The sequence below is a fragment of the Paenibacillus chartarius genome, assembly GCF_042432825.1.
Lineage (GTDB): Bacteria > Bacillota > Bacilli > Paenibacillales > NBRC-103111 > Gordoniibacillus > Gordoniibacillus chartarius.
This window is the reverse complement of the sequence record NZ_JBHLWN010000090.1, coordinates 1-19,143: the sequence shown is the minus strand read 5'-3', so window position 1 is coordinate 19,143 and position 19,143 is coordinate 1. Positions and strand designations below refer to the sequence as shown.

At 57.3% G+C, this 19,143-nt stretch carries 17 protein-coding genes; 4 read left to right on the top strand and 13 right to left on the bottom strand.

The window, feature by feature from the left end:
• Positions 1–85 precede the first annotated feature (85 nt).
• Positions 86–1,090 (top strand): glycosyltransferase, encoded by a 1,005-nt coding sequence (locus ACFFK0_RS23050; protein WP_377472716.1) that lies wholly within the window; start codon positions 86–88, stop codon positions 1,088–1,090.
• Here the strand turns inward: ACFFK0_RS23050 and ACFFK0_RS23045 are convergent.
• Both ACFFK0_RS23045 and ACFFK0_RS23040 read right to left on the bottom strand, forming a co-directional pair.
• Positions 1,087–2,097 (bottom strand): polysaccharide pyruvyl transferase family protein, encoded by a 1,011-nt coding sequence (locus ACFFK0_RS23045; RefSeq protein WP_377472715.1) that lies wholly within the window; start codon positions 2,095–2,097, stop codon positions 1,087–1,089. The genes ACFFK0_RS23050 and ACFFK0_RS23045 overlap by 4 nt on opposite strands.
• A gap of 1 nt (position 2,098) precedes the next feature.
• On the bottom strand, positions 2,099–3,640 hold the full coding sequence (locus tag ACFFK0_RS23040) for a glycosyltransferase (protein ID WP_377472714.1): 1,542 nt from the start codon (positions 3,638–3,640) through the stop codon (positions 2,099–2,101).
• 251 nt (positions 3,641–3,891) lie between these two features.
• Here ACFFK0_RS23040 and ACFFK0_RS23035 point away from each other — a divergent pair, with 251 nt between their 5' ends.
• Positions 3,892–4,437, top strand: a complete 546-nt coding sequence (locus ACFFK0_RS23035; protein ID WP_377472713.1) for a hypothetical protein — start codon at positions 3,892–3,894, stop codon at positions 4,435–4,437.
• An 85-nt stretch (positions 4,438–4,522) separates the two neighbouring features.
• On the opposite strand, the gene ACFFK0_RS23030 is transcribed toward ACFFK0_RS23035, so the two are convergent.
• The 5 genes from ACFFK0_RS23030 to ACFFK0_RS23010 all read right to left on the bottom strand — a co-directional run bounded on the left by ACFFK0_RS23030 (position 4,523) and on the right by ACFFK0_RS23010 (position 9,488).
• Entirely contained in the window at positions 4,523–5,611 is a 1,089-nt protein-coding gene (locus tag ACFFK0_RS23030) for a Gfo/Idh/MocA family protein (RefSeq protein WP_377472712.1), read from the bottom strand.
• Positions 5,612–5,635: 24 nt separating this feature from the next.
• Positions 5,636–6,364 carry a ThuA domain-containing protein gene (locus ACFFK0_RS23025; RefSeq protein ID WP_377472711.1) on the bottom strand — a complete coding sequence of 243 codons (729 nt, stop codon included), beginning with the start codon at positions 6,362–6,364 and terminating at the stop codon, positions 5,636–5,638.
• Between the two features lie 16 nt (positions 6,365–6,380).
• Positions 6,381–7,541 carry a Gfo/Idh/MocA family protein gene (locus ACFFK0_RS23020; RefSeq protein ID WP_377472795.1) on the bottom strand — a complete coding sequence of 387 codons (1,161 nt, stop codon included), beginning with the start codon at positions 7,539–7,541 and terminating at the stop codon, positions 6,381–6,383.
• Positions 7,542–7,575: 34 nt separating this feature from the next.
• Entirely contained in the window at positions 7,576–8,604 is a 1,029-nt protein-coding gene (locus ACFFK0_RS23015) for a LacI family DNA-binding transcriptional regulator (RefSeq protein ID WP_377472710.1), read from the bottom strand.
• Positions 8,605–8,756: 152 nt separating this feature from the next.
• Positions 8,757–9,488: a ZIP family metal transporter gene (locus ACFFK0_RS23010; protein ID WP_377472709.1), complete on the bottom strand. Its 732-nt coding sequence runs from the start codon at positions 9,486–9,488 to the stop codon at positions 8,757–8,759.
• A gap of 172 nt (positions 9,489–9,660) precedes the next feature.
• Here ACFFK0_RS23010 and ACFFK0_RS23005 point away from each other — a divergent pair, with 172 nt between their 5' ends.
• Entirely contained in the window at positions 9,661–9,954 is a 294-nt protein-coding gene (locus ACFFK0_RS23005) for a Rieske (2Fe-2S) protein (protein WP_377472708.1), read from the top strand.
• A gap of 244 nt (positions 9,955–10,198) precedes the next feature.
• A protein-coding gene (locus ACFFK0_RS23000) for an IS3 family transposase (RefSeq protein WP_377472706.1) occupies positions 10,199–11,550 on the top strand; the annotation gives its coding sequence in 2 pieces (ribosomal slippage) (positions 10,199–10,592 and positions 10,592–11,550; 1,353 coding nt in all).
• A gap of 73 nt (positions 11,551–11,623) precedes the next feature.
• On the opposite strand, the gene ACFFK0_RS22995 is transcribed toward ACFFK0_RS23000, so the two are convergent.
• From ACFFK0_RS22995 to ACFFK0_RS22970, 6 genes are all read right to left on the bottom strand, one after another.
• Positions 11,624–12,187, bottom strand: a complete 564-nt coding sequence (locus ACFFK0_RS22995; protein ID WP_377472705.1) for an NAD(P)H-dependent oxidoreductase — start codon at positions 12,185–12,187, stop codon at positions 11,624–11,626.
• 167 nt (positions 12,188–12,354) lie between these two features.
• The gene (locus ACFFK0_RS22990; RefSeq protein ID WP_377472704.1) at positions 12,355–13,197 is read right to left on the bottom strand and encodes a YheC/YheD family protein; all 843 of its coding nucleotides are present in this window, start codon (positions 13,195–13,197) and stop codon (positions 12,355–12,357) included.
• Positions 13,169–14,572: a glycosyltransferase family 4 protein gene (locus ACFFK0_RS22985; protein WP_377472703.1), complete on the bottom strand. Its 1,404-nt coding sequence runs from the start codon at positions 14,570–14,572 to the stop codon at positions 13,169–13,171. Before ACFFK0_RS22985 ends, ACFFK0_RS22990 begins: the two co-directional genes overlap by 29 nt.
• A gap of 175 nt (positions 14,573–14,747) precedes the next feature.
• On the bottom strand, positions 14,748–16,325 hold the full coding sequence (locus tag ACFFK0_RS22980; RefSeq protein WP_377472702.1) for a peptide chain release factor 3: 1,578 nt from the start codon (positions 16,323–16,325) through the stop codon (positions 14,748–14,750).
• Positions 16,326–16,580: 255 nt separating this feature from the next.
• Positions 16,581–17,651, bottom strand: a complete 1,071-nt coding sequence (locus ACFFK0_RS22975; protein WP_377472701.1) for a metallophosphoesterase family protein — start codon at positions 17,649–17,651, stop codon at positions 16,581–16,583.
• A gap of 143 nt (positions 17,652–17,794) precedes the next feature.
• Positions 17,795–19,143: S-layer homology domain-containing protein (locus ACFFK0_RS22970; protein ID WP_377472700.1), on the bottom strand; the 1,349-nt coding region annotated here is incomplete at its 5' end.

Genomic DNA, 19,143 nt, shown 5'->3' with positions numbered 1-19,143 from the left:
ACCGCAGCCCAATCCTGGTGCGTGTTCCGACGATGCGACATACAATGTGCTTGTAGCCGGTCAACAACGAACGGAAGGTGATCAGATGGCAATCCTTGTATATCCCCCGACGATCGATTGGGATTGGATGATGCAGCGGCCGCAGCAATTGATGAAATATTTTGCAAGAGCCGGCCATACCGTATACTACTGCAACCGGACTTTAGAGGATGCCCCCGCCGAGGAAATCGAGCCCGGGCTATTTATTGTGAAGCATCATGAACGCTGGCTGGAGCGCGAATGGAAGCCAGCCAAAGCGCGGCTGCAAGCTCCCGTTATCGTCTGGTGCTCGCTGCCCCAATTGGCTTCGTCGCTTCGTCAATATGATCCGGATCTGATCGTGTATGATTGTGTGGACGAGTTTGCGGAATGGGCGCCGTACGAACGGGAGATGGCCGCTTGCGCCGACGCTGTGGTATGTACTTCGGAGAGGTTAAGGGAACGTCTGGACGGCCGATATCCGGGAAAACGCTTGGCGCTCGTCCGCAACGCCTACGACCTCGATATGGGGCTTCATCTGCCGAATGAAGACGATGCGGCAATGACGCCGGCCGACCTTCCGGCCGGCCCGACGATAGGTTATATCGGAGCTTGGGCTCCGTGGGTCAATCCGAATTTGCTTCTGTACACGGCAAGGCTGCAGCGGCAGGCTCAAATCGTTGTCATTGGGCCGGAGTTCGGTAGACCGTTTGCGCCGTATCGTTCCGGAATCCGGTTTCTGGGCATGAAGCCGCACCGGCAGCTCTCCTCCTACCTCCGGCGATTGTCCGTCGGACTGATCCCGTTCCGTCTGACGGCCGTCACGCTCGCTACGAATCCGGTTAAGGCCTACGAATACCTCGCCGCGGGCATTCCCGTGGTTTCCACAAGCTTGCCGGAGTGCCGCATGATGATGCCGTATGTGGACACAGCGGCGGATGCGGCGGATTTCCACCGCCTTACGTTAGAGCGTCTGCAGGATGCCGGAGACAGAGAAGCGCGCAAGCGGTTCGCGCTTTGCAACACGTGGGCCCACCGCGTACAAGAGATTGAAGCGTTCCTATTCGGTTAACGGCCGCATACCGCCCGAATCTGCTCCCGCAGCGACTGCAGCTTAGCCGTTCCTGTCGTTTCTTTATCGCGGATCAGCGGCAGCACGCGATCGACATCGGCCTTCCCTTGGCTTAGCAGCATCTCCACCCGGTCGGCCAGCACGGAATGCGGCGCTTCGTAATCGGCGAAATAAGCGGACAGTCCGAGCGACCGGAGCAGGCTTCTGACCTTGCCCATTTTGCTGAGCGACAGGACGGGAACGCCGCCGCGCAAGGCGACGAGAGCCGGGTGCAGCTTGAACGATATCAAATAATCGACTGACTGGAGGCAGCGATACGTAATATCAAGATCGGTCGCCGCCTCCGCAACGACGATGTCCGCCGCAGGATGAGCGTCCTTCACCGCATCCCGGATCCGTGCACACACGGCGAGATCCGTATACGGATTGTTCACATGATGAACGACGGGAATCAGCACGAGAGCAAGATTTTGCCGCGAGATTTCGCCCAGCAGCTTCACGAACGAATCGAAGGGAAAATCGTCATAGGCAAACACGCACACGCCGACCGTCTTTTTGGAAGCGGAGAAGCGGAACGGGTATCGGGGCTCCTTGTAGCTGAAAGCGATATCCGGCACCAGCTCGACGGCGGAATGAAACGAATGGCTTCTTGCGGTTTGTACGGACCATTCGTCCCTCAGGTACAATCCGTTCGTTTCCTGCAGCCGCTCGCGATACCGGTTCACCGCTGCCGCGGGCCACGTGTTTTCCGGGTAAAAATCGACGATGCCGACGCCGTACACCCACGTAGGCAATCCTCTCAAAGCCTCCGGAAAGTAATAGTTGTTGTAATGGTACGGCGTAATTAAATCGCCGCCGCCGATAATGACCGCATCCACCTGAGCGATGTCCACGAGCGGAGAGTACGGAAACACGGCATCCTCCGGAAATTGCTGGGCCAGCGTGCGCAGAAACAATTCATCCCCGAAATTGCCGAACCCGTAATATCCGCAAACACACAGATTCACACTATCCCCTCCACTCGTTGTGCGTCTCTTTGGTAATGAACGTCATTCTTGCCTGCCCGATGCCGATCAGCTGGTTGTGATCCGTTCGAAGCTGAAACGAAGGGCGATGGTTTTGACGAAAGTAGGAGGTCACCTCAATCGATATCGTCTCGCTGACGAAGTCGGCAGGCCGAAAGCGCGTAAAGGTCGTCATCGGCGGTTTGTTCTCGTACGTTAACGTCGAACGGCTCCATGGCGTATACCCGACGCCGATCTCAATGACTGCCTCCCGGGAGGACTGCTCGGATGCGTTGACTTCGAATTCGAGATAAGCCTTCTCGAAGTCCGGCAGCGACGCCGAGCTATCCAGCTGGAAGCAACACTGATATTCTCCTCCCGTCAGCGTTCCGATCATCGGCGGATCCTGCGGCAGCGCCATCTTCCGGTAATACGAATTCACGGTGCCGTGGCGCAAGCTCTTGGAAGTCGATGCGTACGTACCGCAAAGCCGGTCCAGCGCCGACACCGCAGACGCGTCCAAGACCGGCGTGAAAAACTCGGGACAATGGGCATGCAGCGCCATATGGATTTGGTCGAATCTTTGCTCCCAGCTGAACGACCTCGCGTACTGGGACAACCGTTCACGTTCCTCCGGCGTCGTGGTGAGCGCTAGCCGGACCGCTTCAATGAAGCTCTCGTGATCGTCCGCAACGCTCACCGTCGGCGCCAGCTTGCGCACCTCCGGCAGTCCGGTCGATACGACCGGCTTGCCGGCCGCCAAATACTCGTACACCTTGATCGGATTCGTGCTTTCCGTAATCCGGTTCAAGCGGAACGGAATCAGGCAAACGTCCAATCCCGCCAGCAGAAGCGGCAGCTCCTGGTAATCCATATAGCCCAGGTTAAACACGTTAGGTCCCAAATCGTCCGCATCGCTTCTCAGCTTCGGTCCGACGATGACGAGCTGCGAATCGGGGAAGGCGGCTGCCGTTTTCCGTACCAATTGTTCATCTACCCATGGCGCCCACGCCCCTACATAACCGATCCGGTAGCCGGCAGTCGGCGGCAGTGCGGACAGCGCCGGCGATCGCCCCGAAGGCTTTGCGGCAAAATGGTTCCAATCGCAGCCGTTGCGAATGAGCACATTCGGCTTATCCGGAACCAGCGCCCGCATTTTTTCCTGTAAATGCTCTGCCGTACACACGATCAAGTCGGCTACATGCGCCCACTTCTTCTCATCGGCTTCCCAATCGGGAAAATCGTCAACGCAGTCGTAAACGGTTCGGTTCGGCCGGAAGCGTGACGCATGACCCAGCATTTTGCTCCATGACGACCACAGCAGCCGTTCGCCCTGCAATTGACCGTATAATGCTTGCATGAAAAATTCGAAATGATGAATGACATACAAGTTCGGAGCCGCCTTTTCAATGACGGGACCTTCCTGATTGCGTTTGTTGAAGTACAGGACCGGAATGCCGTGAGAGGCGAACATGCTCATAACATGCTGGGGTCTTTGCTTCATGTAACCCCAGTCGATGGTTGGCGGATAAATCACGATACCCATGCGGAAACCTCGCCTTCTGAACATTTCGAAACTGGCATAGACACGGATTCATACCATTTATCATAGTGGGACACAGTAGGATTGGTGATAGACGGAATGATTATTTTCGGGCAAATTCCAATAATCCGCCTGCGCAGCCTAGTTTTTCACTCTAGTTATATTCGCCTTAATTTAAAAAGCTAGATAAGCGTCCATGCTAATCGCCCTCGAGGGGAGTAGAATAGCCACTGAAAATCCCTTGGAGGTGCCTCATGAACCGTAAAGCAAACTGCAAAAAAAAGTGCACAATCATTAAAAAGACAACAACCGTCAAAGTCGCCTGCACGCCGAAGCCGGTATGTCCGCGTCCGCTCTGCAAGAAAAAGAAGAAGCTCGTTGTGAAGAAAAAGCGGGCCGCCGTGAAACCGCGCGTCGTGGTCAACCGCCGCATCATCGTAAGACGGCCGACAATTACCGTACCTGTCCCGCAGGTCAATGTAGAGGCACCGGACGTCACCGTAGCGCCAGCCGTCATTCCTGCTCCCGTCGTCAATGTGAGTCAGCCGGACAATGCGTGCGAAACCGAACTGCGCCTCAATTTGCTGCGATATCGAGGAACTACCATCGAGGTTATTGACCCTGCCTTCGGGGGAAGTCCCTTGAATCGAATCGGCGTGCTCGAGTCCGTAGGTGAGGGCACGTTCGCCATCCGTCCGACGACCGACAACCCGACTTCGGAAGTAGTCTATTATTCCATTTGCCAGATCGTCGGCTTCCGTCCTGAAGTAACGGTCCCTTCTCCGGCCCCGATCGGATAACGGAAAGCAGCTTGATTCGGAGCATAATAAAACGAAAGATCCCCTGTCTCCAATGGACAGAGGATCTTTTGTTTACCGCCGGTGCCTATAGTTTCGCATCAGCCGCAAGCGGAGCCGGCTTCGCGCAGGTGCTTGTCATCTCGTAATGCTTCCCTTCGGCGGAAGCGTCATGGAAGCCGTGCATCGCCTCGAGTACATGGAAGGCCAGCTCGCCGCTCGCCCGATGGGTCCGGCCGCTGCGGATCGCGTCCGCCATATCGGCGACCCCCGCCCCCCGGCTGTTGCCGGAATAGCCGTGCGTCAGCGGCAGCTCGCTGAACTCCTTCTCGCCCAGACGCTTGATCAGCACCGGACCGCCGAACGTATTCGGATCGGGAACGCGCAGCGTCCCCTTCGTTCCGTAGATTTCCAGGTTCGGCAGCTGAGTGCCGGCAGTGATATCGAACGAAGTGATTAACGTCGCGATCGGACCGCACGCGAAATCGAGCACCCCGGCGACATGGGTCGGCACCTCGACGTCGATCGTTTGTCCGCGCTTCGGCTCGCTGGTAATCGTCCGCTGCGGCGATGTGATGCGGGCGGAGCCGGTTACGCGCCGGATCGGCCCGAGCATGGCGACCAGCGCCGTAATATAGTACGGTCCCATATCAAACATCGGTCCGCCGCCGACTTTGTAGTAAAATGCCGGGTCCGGATGCCAGTGCTCGTGACCGCGGCTCATCATAAAGCCGGTTGCCGCCACCGGCGTGCCGATTGCCCCTTCCTCAATGAGCTCGATGCAGGTCTGAATCCCGCCGCCCAGGAACGTATCCGGCGCGCAGCCGACGCGCAGCCCTTGGCGTTCGGCCAGCTCCAGCACCGCACGTCCCTGCTCGCGGGTAACCGCCAGCGGCTTCTCCACGTACACGTGCTTGCCCGCTTCAAGCGCCTGCAAGCAGACGTCCGCATGCGCCGCCGGAATCGTCAAGTTAATGACGAGCTCAATGTCCGGATCGGCCAGCAGCTCTTCAACCGAGCAGCCCCGGATGCCGTATTCGGCCGCCTTCGCCTTCGCCCGTTCCACGTCAAGATCGGCGCAGGCGACGACCTCGTAGCTTTGGTAGACGGAGCCGTTCTTCAAATAGATGCCGCTGATGTTGCCTGTGCCGATAATGCCCACTTTTACTTTAGTCATATATGCCGCCCGACCCTTCGCTCGCTAGTATTGACTGTCCGCCATGCCCGAATATGCCGTCTTCGCTTGACCCGCCGCAGCCGCCGTTTTGCCTTCCGCCGCCCACAGGAAGCCGCGCCGCATCATCAGCTTCACCGGCTCCAGCTCGATAATGTTCGCCTGATGGCCGAGCGCATTATAGAACACGCGCCCTGCCCCCCACCGCTTCGTCCAAACGACAGGCATGTCAACCGGACCGTTCGGCGAGTGAGGCCCCTGTACAAGCGGGAAACGCGTCGTTGCCAGCACCTCGTTCGCCGGATCGACGTGCAGGTAGTATTGCTCCGTCTTCACCATGAAATCTTCGATCCCCGCCAGCAATCCGCCGGAGCTGTGCTTGATATGCACAACATACTCAACCCCGTCGTTGCCGGGATGGGCTACCCATTGGCCCCCCGTCATGAACTGCCAATCCACGTTGCTGCGGAACGAATCGCACATGCCGCCGTGACAGCCCGCGATGCCGACGCCGCTCTGTACCGCTGCCGAGACGTTGTTCACAAGCTCGCCGCGGATGTCTCCCATCGTCCACACCGGCACGATCAAGTCCAGCGACTTCAGCTTCTCCGCATCGGCGAACGCCTCCAGCGTATCCGATACTTCGACGCCGAACCCTTCCTCCTCCAGCACCTCGCGGAAGATGTCCGCGACCTCCTTAGGCTGGTGGCCGAGCCAACCGCCCCATACGATTAACGCCTGCTTCCGATTCGCCATCGCTGTTCTCGCTCCTTTATACTTCGCTTGTCTTCACCCAGCGCCGCTCGGCGATGGAACGGTCAACCGCTTCCAATACCTCCTGGCACTTTACACCGTCGCGGAAATCCGGCGCCGGCTGGCGGTTCTCCTCCAGCGCCTTCATCAGCTCGACCGTTTCGTGAATGAACGTATGCTCGTAGCCGATCGTATGGCCCGGCGGCCACCACGCTTCGCTATAAGCATGCGCCGGATCGGTCGCCAGCACGCGGCGGAAGCCCTGCACATCGTCCGCGTCGCTCGTGAAATACACTTGCAGCTCGTTCATCCGTTCGAAATCAAACTTCACGCTCCCCAGCGAACCGTTAATTTCAAACGAGTTCGTGCAGCGGTGGCCTGGCGCAAAGCGGGTCGCTTCGAACGAGCCCAGGGCGCCGTTCGAGAATCGGGCCATGAACAGCGTCGCATCGTCGACCGTAACCGGGCCGCGCGGCGCATCCTTGGCTCCCTTCGCGCTAAGTCCTGTCATCGAGCTCGGCAGCGGGCGCTCTTTGACGAACGTCTCGCTCATGCCGATCACCTCATCGATGTCGCCGACAAGGAAGTGCGCCAGATCGATCAGATGCGCGCCGAGGTCGCCGTGCGAGCCCGAGCCGGCGATCTCCTTCTGCAGCCGCCAGACGAGCGGGAAGTCGGGGTCGACGATCCAATCCTGCAGAAACCAGGCGCGGAAGTGATAAATTTGGCCGAGGCGCCCTTCGGCGACGAGCTTCTTCGCCAGCTGCACCGCCGGAGCGAACCGGTAGTTGAAGCCGACCATATGCTTGACGCCTGCGGCTTCGGCCTCGGCGAGCATCTCGCGCGCATCTTCGAGCGTCAGCGCCAGCGGCTTCTCGCAGAACAAATGCTTGCCCGCCCGCGCCGCAGCGATCGCAATTTCCTTATGAGCGTCGCTCGGTGCGTTAATGTCGATCAAATCGATATCGTCCCGCTGCAGCAGCTCGCGCCAATCGGTCACATAGCCTTCCCAGCCGAACTGCTCCGCCGCCTGCTTCACGCCCGCTTCATCGCGGCCGCAGATCAGCTTCATGACCGGCTTCGGCACCTGCGGGAAAAACATCGGCAAGTCGCGATACGCATGACTGTGCGCCTTCCCCATAAACTTGTAACCGACCATACCGACCCGAACGTCTTGCATCCCCATCGTCCACACTCTCCTCATTATGAAAATGTTACATAAGCCGAGAAGACCCGCGCACCACAAGCTTGGTCAGCAGCACTTCGGCGAACGGTTCCGCTGCGGCGTCGCCGGTCCGCTTGGCCGCATCGAGCAGGTGCAGCGCCGCCTTCCTTCCCATCTCGTAGAACGGCACCGCTACGCTCGTGAGCGGCGGGTCGCTAAGCCGTGCCGCATCGCTGTCGTCATAGCCGACGATCGCGATGTCGCGGCCGGCAAGCCAGCCCCGCTCGCGAAGCCCTTGCTGCAGGCCGAGCGCCATCCGGTCGTTGGCGCAGACGACAGCCTCCAGCGCCCCGCGCCGCTCCCAGACATGGGCCGACGCCGCGTAGCCGCTCTTGCGGCTGTAATTGCCGCCGAACTCCCCGCCCTCCGGAGCCTCCAATCCCGCTTCCGTCAGCGCCTTGATGTAGCCTTGACGCCGGTCGCGCGAATTGGAATATTCGGGCGAACCGTTCATGAAGCCGACGCGCCGATAGCCCTGCTCGATCAAATGCTTCGTTGCCTCGTAGCTGCCCTGCACGTGATCGGCGTCGACATACGAGAAGCCTTCGCCGTCGTAGCGCTGATTCACAAGACAGAACGGCATTCCTTCCGCCTTCAGCGTGCGAAGCGCTTCCAACTGGTGCGGCACGTCACGCGCGCCGAGCACGATGCACGCATCGACCTTGCGCGAATGGTACAGCTGCGCATAATCGGGCGTTTCGTCCGGCGAGCGGAGCAGAACGAGCATATCGCGGCCCTGCTCCCGCAGCGCTTCGCCGATACCGCTTAAGATCTCGGCAAAATAATACGCCGAGAACAGATGCACCTTCGGCATGTGCGGCAGCACGACGCCGATGTTGCCGCTGCGGCCGAGCGCGAAGCTCTGGGCAATCGCGTTCGGGTGATACCCGAGACGCTGGGCCGCCTCCAGCACCTTGCGCTTGGTTTCCTCCTTCAGCGGCCCGACATCGTTGAAGACGCGGGACACGGTCGCCTCCGATACCCCGGCCAGCTCCGCCACTTCCTTGCGAGTTGCCACGTGAAGCCTCCCTCTCTAGATGACTGTAGCCGTTAATGTACACGCGTACATTTTCACATGTGACGGATCTCCTGTCAAGGCTCCGGCTGGAAATTTTCGTCTTGACGAAGCGAGGCGCTTCGGCTTGGGAGCCGAGCGCCTCGCTGGTCCGGCTAGCGGAACCACTCCGTCATGGCGATCATTAGCAGCAGCCCGATAATGAACGTGAACGTCGCCGGGCGTTCATGCCCGTGTCCGTGACTTTCGGGAATAAGCTCTTTATACACGATGAACAGCATGGAGCCCGCCGCAAATGCCAGACCGTATGGAACGAGCCCGGAAAAGAACGAAGTCAAATAATAGCCGAGCAGCGCCGTGACGATTTCCACCGCCCCGGTCGCCGCTGCAATCAGGAATGCCGTCCAGCTGCGAATGTTTTGCGTCACGAGGAAGAGCGCCACAAGCAGTCCTTCCGGAGCGTTCTGCAGGCCGATCGCCACCGCGACGAGCGCACCGAGGTTTTGCTCGCTGGAAGCGTAGCTGACGCCGACCGACAGCCCCTCCGGTAAATTGTGGAGCGTTATGGCAACGATGACGAGCAGCGCATGCCGGTCGATCTGCACGTCCCCCACCGTGTGGGGAACATCTTGGTGCGGGATCGTACTTTCGAGCAATGTCAGCATCAACGTTCCGAGCAATACGCCGACAGTAAGCACGATCAGATTGGATTCTTTCAGGGCCTGCGGAATAAGGCCGTAGGTCGATGCGGCGACCATGATCCCGGCGGCGAATGCAAGCAGCATATCTCTGGCTCTATGACTGAATTTCCGGATAACTAGAATCGGCAAGGCGCCGAGTCCCGTGGACAAAGCGGACAGGATACTGCCGAGAAGCATTGTCGTCAACGTTCTCACCCTCGAAGTATAGGATCTTTTCATAATACGGCTTATAATGGCCTATTATACCAACAAATTCATAGGTGTGAACATGTTGATTTCCGGCGGCTTGTTCCACGGTTATCAAGAAAGGTACAATACGGAGAATATGACACCATTGATATGAAAGAGGGATTTCGTCATGAACCAGGTTACGATCGGCACGGCCGATCAATTTGACAGCTTTCCGGCGGAAATTGTGCTCGATCGCCGTCCTTATTATCTGATGAAGGAGGACGGCGCTTATCGGCTCGTCTCGCGCAGGTGCCCGCACGCCGGTTATACCGTGGATATCGAGGACGGTGAGTTTGTCTGTCCGATGCACGGCTGGACGTTCGAGACGGACACCGGCCGCTGCCATAACGTACCGAGCGCCATGCTGGCTATGTATGAAGTCATTGTGGAGGACGGTACATTGATTGCCATACTGCCGTAAATAAGGCTTGGCGGGCACCTTTCAAGCTCGGAGGGGCTCACCCTGCCAGCGGCACCGGCGTACGCTCGGTCTCCGAGCTCTGCCGCCGCAGTTCGGTCAGCCATGCTGGAAAATCTCTTTTCGCAAAAAACCTTCACATCCACAGAATGAACTGTGACCCGGAGGGTGGACACTTTGAAAAAAGTGCCCACCCTCCGGTTTTTTGCGTTTATAATAGGGTTACTGAAAAGGAGCGAGGTCTAATATGACAGATAGCAATAAGTCCCCACGGAACAGACATCGTTTTACGGCGCATGAAATTAGACAGCTAGAAGCGAATCCAAATGTTCTGCATGTATCTGAGATGGCGATAACGTACTCTCCCGAATTTAAACTCGCAGCATTAGAATCTTATCGGATGGGGAATTCGCCCCAGCAGATTTTCATTGAAGCCGGGTTTCTGTTATCCACTATCGGTAATCGGAAGCCTCAGGAGTGTTTAAAACGGTGGCGTGCAACCTACTCTGAATATGGAGAGAAGGGTCTGCTTGAGGAACGCCGCGGTAAGGCAGCTACAGGTCGGAAATCAACTCAAGACCTATCCGTTCAAGAACAATTAGAACGTGCTGAGGCGCGAATTAAGCTGCTTGAAGCGGAGAACGATTTCTTAAAAAAGCTCGAGGATCTAGAAAGGCGGGTGAGGCCGAACAAGAACTGAGCGCCTCCGCGTACTTTGAGCTAATTAACCAAACCATTCGTCTACACCAGATAACGGGCATGACAAGCTATCTCTGCGGACTTGTTGGGGTGAGTAGAAGCGGATATTATCGCTGGCTGAACGCAGAAGAGAAACGTCAGCACAGGGAATTCTCAGATGAGAAGGATCTCGACCTAATTAAGCATCATTTCAATAAGCTCAAGTGTAAAGCCGGGGCTCTAGTGATAAAGATGCATCTCGAGCAAAATGATCATGTAACTATGAACCACAAAAAGATTCGAAGGATTATGGAGAAGTATGGGCTTAGGGCGAAGGTTCGTCAAGCAAACCCTTATAGAAGGCTGGCTAAGGCTACTCAGGAGCATAAGACTTGCCCGAACCTACTGAAGCGTCATTTTGACCAGGGGGAGCCGGAGAAGGTCCTATTGACCGATATCACCTACATCCCATATGGAAACGGGCAAACGGCCTATTTGTCTTGTGTAAAGGACGGAGCTACCAAACAGATCTTGGCTCACCATACTTCTAAATCTCTAGAGATGCCTATCGTGGAACGGACGCTAGACAAGCTGTTTGATCGTCTAAACGGAATTCATCCTGAGGCGATCCTGCACTCTGACCAAGGGATGCATTACACCCACCCCAGCTTTCAGAAACGGGTCCAAGCTGCAGGCATTAAACAATCGATGTCCCGCAAAGGGAACTGTTGGGATAATGCCCCAATGGAATCCTTCTTTGGTCATATGAAAGATGAGTTAGACGATACTGCGACGCTCACTTTTGAAGAACTTTGCGACCTTCTAGAGGATTATATTCACTTTTATAACTCTTGCCGATATCAATGGGATTTAAAAAAGATGACTCCTGATGAATACAGGAGCCACCTTTTAGCAGCTTAGCAAGAGGACTTATTTCTCTGTCCACAAACCGGGTAACAGTTCAGAACATGGAGGTGAAGGTTCTTTCTGTTCACTATTCACTGATGGCCTGAAGCAGGCGCCGGCGCGGGTCCAGATTCGGGTCCAGGATGTGGGCGGCGTAAGCGTCGGCGCTTTGCCGCACCGCTTCGTCATCGGCATGCGCCGCGCCGTAGAATACGAAGCTTGGCAGGAATGTCATCCCGATCAGACCGGCCATCGCCTGCATCGGCTTCGTCAATTCGCTGACCGTATACTGCTGGAATCCCCCGGCTTGGTAAGCTTGCTTCTGCGAACCGGCGGAGATCGCCAAGATCAGCTCCTTGCCGGCGAGTCCCCTCCCTCTGCCTCCCATCAGCCACTGCGCTTCAAGCACGTCCTCCATCCACAGCTTGAAGAAAGCGGGTGCGCTGTACCAGTAGAACGGATATTGCACAACGATTCGATCGTGGGCGAGCAGCAGTTCCCGCTCCCGCTGCGCGTCAATCGTTCCTTCCGGATAGGCGGCGTATACATCGTGAACCGTAACCCCGTCGACCTGCTTCAGGCGTTCCGCCCAAGTCCGGTTCACGCGAGACTGGCCTAGTCTCGGATGCGCGACAATCACAAGTATGTTCATAATTTGATTCACTCTCCTTGCCATATACTTTATCAAATAAAGTTTATTAAGTAAAGTACATGCAGCCTCCACCCCGCCTCTATGCCTCAGATCGAATGAAAAATAGCCCAATCCGCTTATCAGCCGCTACGCAGCGAAAGACCGGGATTAGGCTATTTCTTACGGCATTATGCACGCCGTTTTGGAGACAGTACTCTGCCAAGTCCGTGCCGGGCCGACAGCGGCTTCAGCTTCACCGGAGGCTTATGCAGCTGCCACAGACGGTACACTCTGCGGAATACGCTTTTATCCTTCAGTTTACGGAAAATATACGGATCCGGCGCCGTATTCACTTCGAGAATCCAAGGCCGGCAGTTTTCGTCTACCGCCACATCGACGCCGATTTCCTTCATCCCGCGGAATTGCTTTTCCAGCGCCCGCCCGGCTCCGACCCCCAGCGTGCGCAGCTCCTGGATGAACTGTTTCAGCTTTGAGCCTGACAAGTAGTGGGCCATCAGCGTTTCAACCGGCTTTAGCGTACCTCCGTTGTGCACGTTCGTGACGACTTTGCGCGGATCCGCCACCCGGCCGATAATGCCAGTCGTCTGCCAGCTGCCGCTCTCCGTCTTCTGGACCATGACCCGGATATCGAAGCGATGCTTCCGATACGTCAACAGATGAATCCCTTGCTGGATCAAGTACGGCCGTTTGGCTGCCGTATGTGCCAGCAGCGACCGGCTAAGCTCCTCCATCGAGTCGAAGCGATGCAGGGTTAGCCCGGATTGGTATTGATACGGCTTCTCCGTATAAGGACGCCATTCGACCCGAATGACGCCGTTGCCGAATGCGCCAATGTTCGGCTTTACGTAGACCATGCGGTGGAGCGGCAGCATTTCGCGAAGCGAAGCCGCTGTGAGCGGTTTCGTTGCCGGCACATAGCCTTTCACTGCCGCATCGTTCAGCAGCGCACGAGTTTTGGTCCATTTGCTGTGCACATAACGTCTATACCGAATCGTTCGCTTTTTTTTCACGATGTCCCTCCTGAAGCTCATCCTCTTGTTCGCCGCCCTCATCTTCACGCTTTGGGTCAAGCGCCCGCGGCGGCATGACAGCGGAATCCCATATACCGGCTACCGTTGCAACCTGCTCGTCGCCGGGCTTCGCCGATTGCCCATCCGGCTCGGACAACGCTTCGTCCCAAACCAGCACATCTTCAGCACCGGCATTCGCTTCATAGGCGGGATCCTCGCCTGCCGCCGATACTTCCCGCGTCCGAAGCAGCGCCTGCGATATCGAGCCTCTGCCGTAAATCATCCCCAGCTTCCGGGCCGTAGCCCCCCAGCCGAACTTCATCACGGCATCGCTCCGCGCTTGCTCCGACATGCGTTTGGCAAGAGACGGCTCCTTCGCCAATCGAACGAGGCAATCGGCAAATTCGCCGGGCTCCCTGAACCGGTCCACGAGGTAGCCGTTCTTGCCGTTCACGACAATTTCTCCGATGCCGCCGATATTCGAGCCGACCACCGGCAATCCGGACGCCATCGCTTCTACATTCACGAGTCCGAACGCTTCGTGCTTCTGGGACGGACAGACGAAGCAGTCCGCGGCACGATAAAGCCGGTGAATCGTCCGGTGCGAGATCAGACCGGTGAACCGCACCGGTACGCCCAACCGGGCCGCCAGCCGCTTGAGCTTCCCGACATACGTCGCTTTGCCCCCTCCGGCTACGATCAGCTTTGCCCCGGGCACCTGCTTGCGCATCTGCTTGACCGCCCTGATCAGGACGGGGACGCCCTTACGCGGAATCACACGCCCGACGAACAGCACCGTATACGCCCCGTTCACCCGATATTCGCGGCGCAGCTTCCGCCGCTCCTCCGGCGTCGGCTTGCGAAACCGCTCCACGTCAACACCCAGCCATACCTTGCGCAGCTTCTTGCGGCTGACCGGGTACCTCCTGCTCAGCTCCCCAAAGAGCGACGTGCTGTTGGCAATGATCAGATCCGGCTTGCCGAGCAGCGCTGCCGCGGCGGACGGCGACAGCCTCGGCGGCGTCACGAACGTTAAGGAATGAAGAAATAAGGCGATTTTTTGATGAGGCAGCGCTTTTTTGATCGCCGCAGCATACTTGGGCCGATTGTCGACCTGGATCATATCGAAGGAGCCTTTCCTCAGTTCGGAAATCACCGCTTTTAAGTAAACCGCAGACGAATTCGCCTTCACCCTGACGTACGTAACCGGGCCGTCTCGCTCCAGCACGGGAAGCCGGGGATGACGGCGGCCTATGACCGTTACCTTATGCTCCTTGGCTAGTTGCCGCGCGATGGCGTGAATGCATATTTCGACGGACCCGCCCTTCAGCGGCGGAACCGGAAGCGCCTCCGGGGCCACAATGGCGATATGCATAGTGAATCCCTACCTTGGTCCACTGACGTAACTTCAACGTGATATTGTATGTACGCCGTACGGCAGCGGCTACCGGCGGCAAGTCCATTTTGCCGCAAATGGGTGCATACCCGATGAGCGCAAACAGCCTTCTCCCCAAGCCGGTAGCTTGGAAAGAAGGCTGTCTTACGCTTTATTACGGAGCCGTAGGCAGGAACTGCGCCGTCGGATTTTTTTCTTGCGCACTGCGCAGCGCATATTCGCTTTCAAACAGCGCCACATAGTTGTCGTTCTTGTCTTTGACAAGCGTTGAGTTGATACGGAACTTGCCCGGGTCGACCTTCTCGTCGACAATCCATCGCGCGAACTGGTAGTTCAGCTTCTGCAGCTGGATGTCGACGCCGTATTCGTTTTTCATCCGGTACTCGAACACCTCGAACTGCAGCTGGCCGACGACGCCGAGAATAATATCCTCGAACCCGATCGTCCGGAAAATTTGAATCGTGCCCTCTTCCGTCAGCTGGTCGAGACCCTTCTGGTACTGCTTGTGCTTCAGCGCGTTCTTGACCGTCACTTTGCAGAACAGCTCCGGCGAGAACGTCGGCAGCTCGTCGAAGCGCAGCTCCTCCTTCTCGGAAAGCGAGTCCCCAATCCGGAAAATGCCAGGGTCGAACAAGCCGATAATGTCGCCCGGGAACGCTTCTTCGACGATATCCCGGTCCTGCGCGAGAAACTGCTGCGGCTGCGACAGCTTGATGTTCTTGCCTTCACGGACGTGGCGCACGGTCATGCCGCGCTCGAACTTGCCCGAGACGATGCGCAGGAACGCAAGCCGGTCGCGGTGCGCCGGGTTCATGTTGGCTTGAATCTTGAAGACGTAGCCCGAGAAGCCCGGCTTCGTCGGCTCGACGACGCCTGCCGTCGAGTTGCGCGGCGTAGGCGCCGGCGCCAGCTGCAGGAAGTTCTCGAGGAACGTCTGCACTCCGAAATTGTTGACGGCGGAGCCGAAGAACACCGGCGTCAGCTCGCCGCGCATCACTTTATCAAAGTCGAACGGATCGCCCGCAACGTCCAGCAGCTCCAAGTCCTGCACGAGCTGGTCGTACAGGAATTCGCCGGCCACTTCCTTCACGATCGGATCGTTATAGTCCTCGACCTTCCGCACCTCAATATTCTTATGGTCGTCGCCCTGGAACAGCTCCAGCTGCGTCTTCTGCCGGTCATATACGCCGCAAAGCGACGAGCCCATGCCGATCGGCCAATTCATCGGATACGAGCGGATGCCGAGCACCTGCTCCAGCTCCTCAAGCAAATCGAACGGGTTCTGGCCTTCGCGGTCCAGCTTATTGATGAAGGTGAAGATCGGAATGCCGCGCATCCGGCATACCTGGAACAGCTTCTTCGTCTGCGCCTCGACGCCCTTCGCAACGTCGATCAGCATCACCGCGCTGTCCGCGGCGGTCAGCGTCCGGTACGTATCCTCGGAGAAGTCTTGGTGGCCCGGCGTATCGAGAATGTTGACCCGATGGCCGTTATAATCGAACTGCATCACCGACGAAGTAACCGAGATACCCCGCTGCTTCTCGATCTCCATCCAGTCGGACGTCGCGTGCTTGCTGGCCTTCCGCGCTTTAACCGTACCGGCGAGCCGGATCGCGCCTCCGAACAGGAGCAGCTTCTCGGTGAGCGTCGTTTTCCCTGCGTCAGGGTGGGAAATAATCGCAAACGTGCGTCGTTTGGCGACTTCTTGCTCTATCGTAGACAATGGTAGCACCTCATTTGGTTAGTAAGCTATGCGCACAAGAATAAACGCTTGCGCCGTCCTCAAGGACGGCGCGTTTGCGGCGTTAAGCTGGCCGTGTAACGTAATGCCGGTTGCTCAACGTCGTGCCTCCAGCTTTAAGCCATCGTAGCGGAATCAGCCAGAGTATAGAACGAAGCTCATACTTTGCGATGCAGGAACAAAAGCCCTTGATCCCAAGGGCAATACCTTCATTGTATCAAAATAAAGCCCGCAGCGGCAAGCCATTTACGCTTTCTTCGCCGGCTTGACGAGCGGTATCGACCAGTTCGCTTCATCGATAAACGTCCGCTCGCTGAATTCGCGTCCGCGCAGCACGACCTTGTCGGCGTACACCTGAATGTACATGCCTTGCGAGCGGTCCTTCGCCTCCTGCTGGAAGCTGCGGTTGGACGGCCGGCCGACGGACGAGTTGTGAAAATAATGAAACGTCTCGCGGACGTAATGATTCGTTCCGTTGCGGAAATCTTGATGGCGGTGACCGCACAGCACAAACACGTTGCTGTACGGCTTCACGATGCTGCGGAACTCGGTGCTGCGGATCAGCTGATGGCTCCCGCCCTTCTGGCCGGCCGGAGCGAGCGGCTGATGCGTCATAATGAACACCGGCTTCCCGTCCTTCGTCACTTCGGCCAGGCGGGATTTCAGCCAATTCAGCTGCTCGTCGGAATACCAGGCGCCTTCCCCGACGTCCGGCTTCTCCTGCACATATGTCTCCTGGGACAGCAGCAGAATCGTATATCCGTTCACATTCATTTCGTTATACGTCTTCTTATAATTCATAAATTTGAGGAACTGCTGGCGCGACAGCTCATCCGTCTTCCCGTTCGGAAAGCTCTCCTTGTCCCAGCCGTCGTGCTTATTGATCCAAACCGTATAGTAATCGTGATTGCCCATGTTAGCGCCGAAAGGAGGCAGCTTGTAGCCGCTTATAATTTTCGTCAGTTCCCTATAATCCCGCTCCGTCCCGGTATCCGTAAGATCACCGGTCATAATGAGCGCCTCGATCGGCTGATCGAACGCTTTCATATCTTCCATCGCCAGCTTGAGCTTTCGCGACGTTTGCGGGTCGTTAAGCGTAATGTGCAGATCGCTGAGAACGAACATGGAGAGCAGAGGTCCGGTGTGGTTTGGCGCAGACTCTCCGGCAGGCTGCGGCGCCGGCTGCCTGCCGATCGGCTCGGGCCTCACGGCAGGCTCGCTCCGGCCGCGAAGAAGCCATGCGTCCAGCCCGCCCCCAGCGGCGGCGACAAAGGCGATAAGCGCTAATAGTCGTCGGAGAAACATACGTCGGTTCAAGGCGGGCCCCTCTTTCACAGTGATAATGAAGTAGCTTCATTATAGCGTTTCAGGTTCGCTTATCCAAGCGGAATCCACTTGCAAAACAAACAAGCTGACGCCTGCGGGCAGGCAAGCGTCAGCTTGTTTGGGTGGCGAACCGATTACTCGACGATCTGAAGTGTCTGCATCATGCGCAGTACGACGGCCGCTCCTTGTGCCCGGTCCGCATGGTAGGACGGTGCAAATTCATTTGCCGCAACACCTTGGATGATGCCCGCTTTAACGGCTGCCGCCGCCGCATCGCTAGCCCAGTCCGGAATTTGGCTGCGATCGCCGAAAGCGGCCAGCCATTGCGGCTTCTCTTCAGATTTGATCTCTTGCGCATAACCGTTTGCTCTCATCGCATTGAATATCATTTGGACCATTTCCTGCCGGGTAATTTCTTCATTCGGCCGGAAGGTACCGTCTGTATATCCGTTAATAAGTCCTGCCATCGCTGCAGCAGCAATCGCTCTGGCATGCACGTTGTCGGCCGCCACATCCGGGAATGCCGAGTCTGCTTCCGCTTGCGGAACAATCCCAAGAGCGCGTGTCAGCAGCGTAGCATACTCCGCACGCGATACATTCCGATCCGGCACGAATAAGTCGCTGCTCTCGCCGGTAACGATCAGTTTGGAGGCCAGTACATCGATGCTCTCTTTAGCATAATGACTTGCCGGTACATCCTTAAACGATTTGTCGTTCTCTACGACCGCATATGCAAGGTTCCCCCGGTTCGGCAGATTGGCCATGCGTTTTCCGCCTTCGTCCGTAAAGGTAACCGGCACCGGAAACATTTCGTTCGTTACAGGATCGATAACGACACCCGCGAGATGCTTCGTCGATATTCCCGCAGCAGTCTCCGGCAGAACGAGGCTGTTCTTCAATGCCGGCTGCACGGACAGCTTCCGGCCGTCTTCCGTCGTCACTTGAACCTCAACGGTTACAGGAGTTGTCAGCAGATGAACGCCGTTTTTCGCAATCGCTTCAACGGCCGCTGCCGATTTTGTAACGATCACAGCAATTTTCGCTTGCCCAGGGGCAATGGACAGCTCCTCCAGCTGCTTCTTCATGCTGTCTGCCGAGACGGAGACGGTCGACAGCCCGGATTGAATGACAAGTGCTGCATCCTTGGCTGCTGCCGAAATTTTACCGAATGCGGCTGCATTGACGATCGTTTGAGCGGTATCCCCTGTCGTTTTGGCCTCCACCACGATTTTGCTGTCATGGCTCAATTGAGTGGAGATCAGTTCATCCATCTTCGCGGAGTCGATAAAATCATTCTCAGGTGTTGGAGCCGCCGGAGCCGGCTCGCTGCCCGGGCTTTGACTGGAAGTCGAGCCGTCGCCCGTCGTCGTGCCTCCGCCGTCCGTGCTGTCGCCCGTCGTCGTGCCTCCGCCGTCCGTGCTATCGCCCGTCGTCGTGCCTCCGCCGTCCGTGCCGTCGCCCGTCGTCGTGCCTCCGCCGTCCG

Bases quoted from the DNA above. Each gene is read 5' to 3' on its own strand.
- ACFFK0_RS23040 (WP_377472714.1), bottom strand. From the start codon at position 3,640: ATGGGTATCGTGATTTATCCGCCAACCATCGACTGGGGTTACATGAAG.
- ACFFK0_RS23025 (WP_377472711.1), bottom strand. From the start codon at position 6,364: ATGGCGAATCGGAAGCAGGCGTTAATCGTATGGGGCGGTTGGCTCGGC.
- ACFFK0_RS22995 (WP_377472705.1), bottom strand. From the start codon at position 12,187: ATGAACATACTTGTGATTGTCGCGCATCCGAGACTAGGCCAGTCTCGC.
- ACFFK0_RS23030 (WP_377472712.1), bottom strand. From the start codon at position 5,611: ATGACTAAAGTAAAAGTGGGCATTATCGGCACAGGCAACATCAGCGGC.
- ACFFK0_RS23005 (WP_377472708.1), top strand. From the start codon at position 9,661: ATGAACCAGGTTACGATCGGCACGGCCGATCAATTTGACAGCTTTCCG.
- ACFFK0_RS22985 (WP_377472703.1), bottom strand. From the start codon at position 14,572: ATGCATATCGCCATTGTGGCCCCGGAGGCGCTTCCGGTTCCGCCGCTG.
- ACFFK0_RS23020 (WP_377472795.1), bottom strand. From the start codon at position 7,541: ATGCAAGACGTTCGGGTCGGTATGGTCGGTTACAAGTTTATGGGGAAG.
- ACFFK0_RS23050 (WP_377472716.1), top strand. From the start codon at position 86: ATGGCAATCCTTGTATATCCCCCGACGATCGATTGGGATTGGATGATG.
- ACFFK0_RS23035 (WP_377472713.1), top strand. From the start codon at position 3,892: ATGAACCGTAAAGCAAACTGCAAAAAAAAGTGCACAATCATTAAAAAG.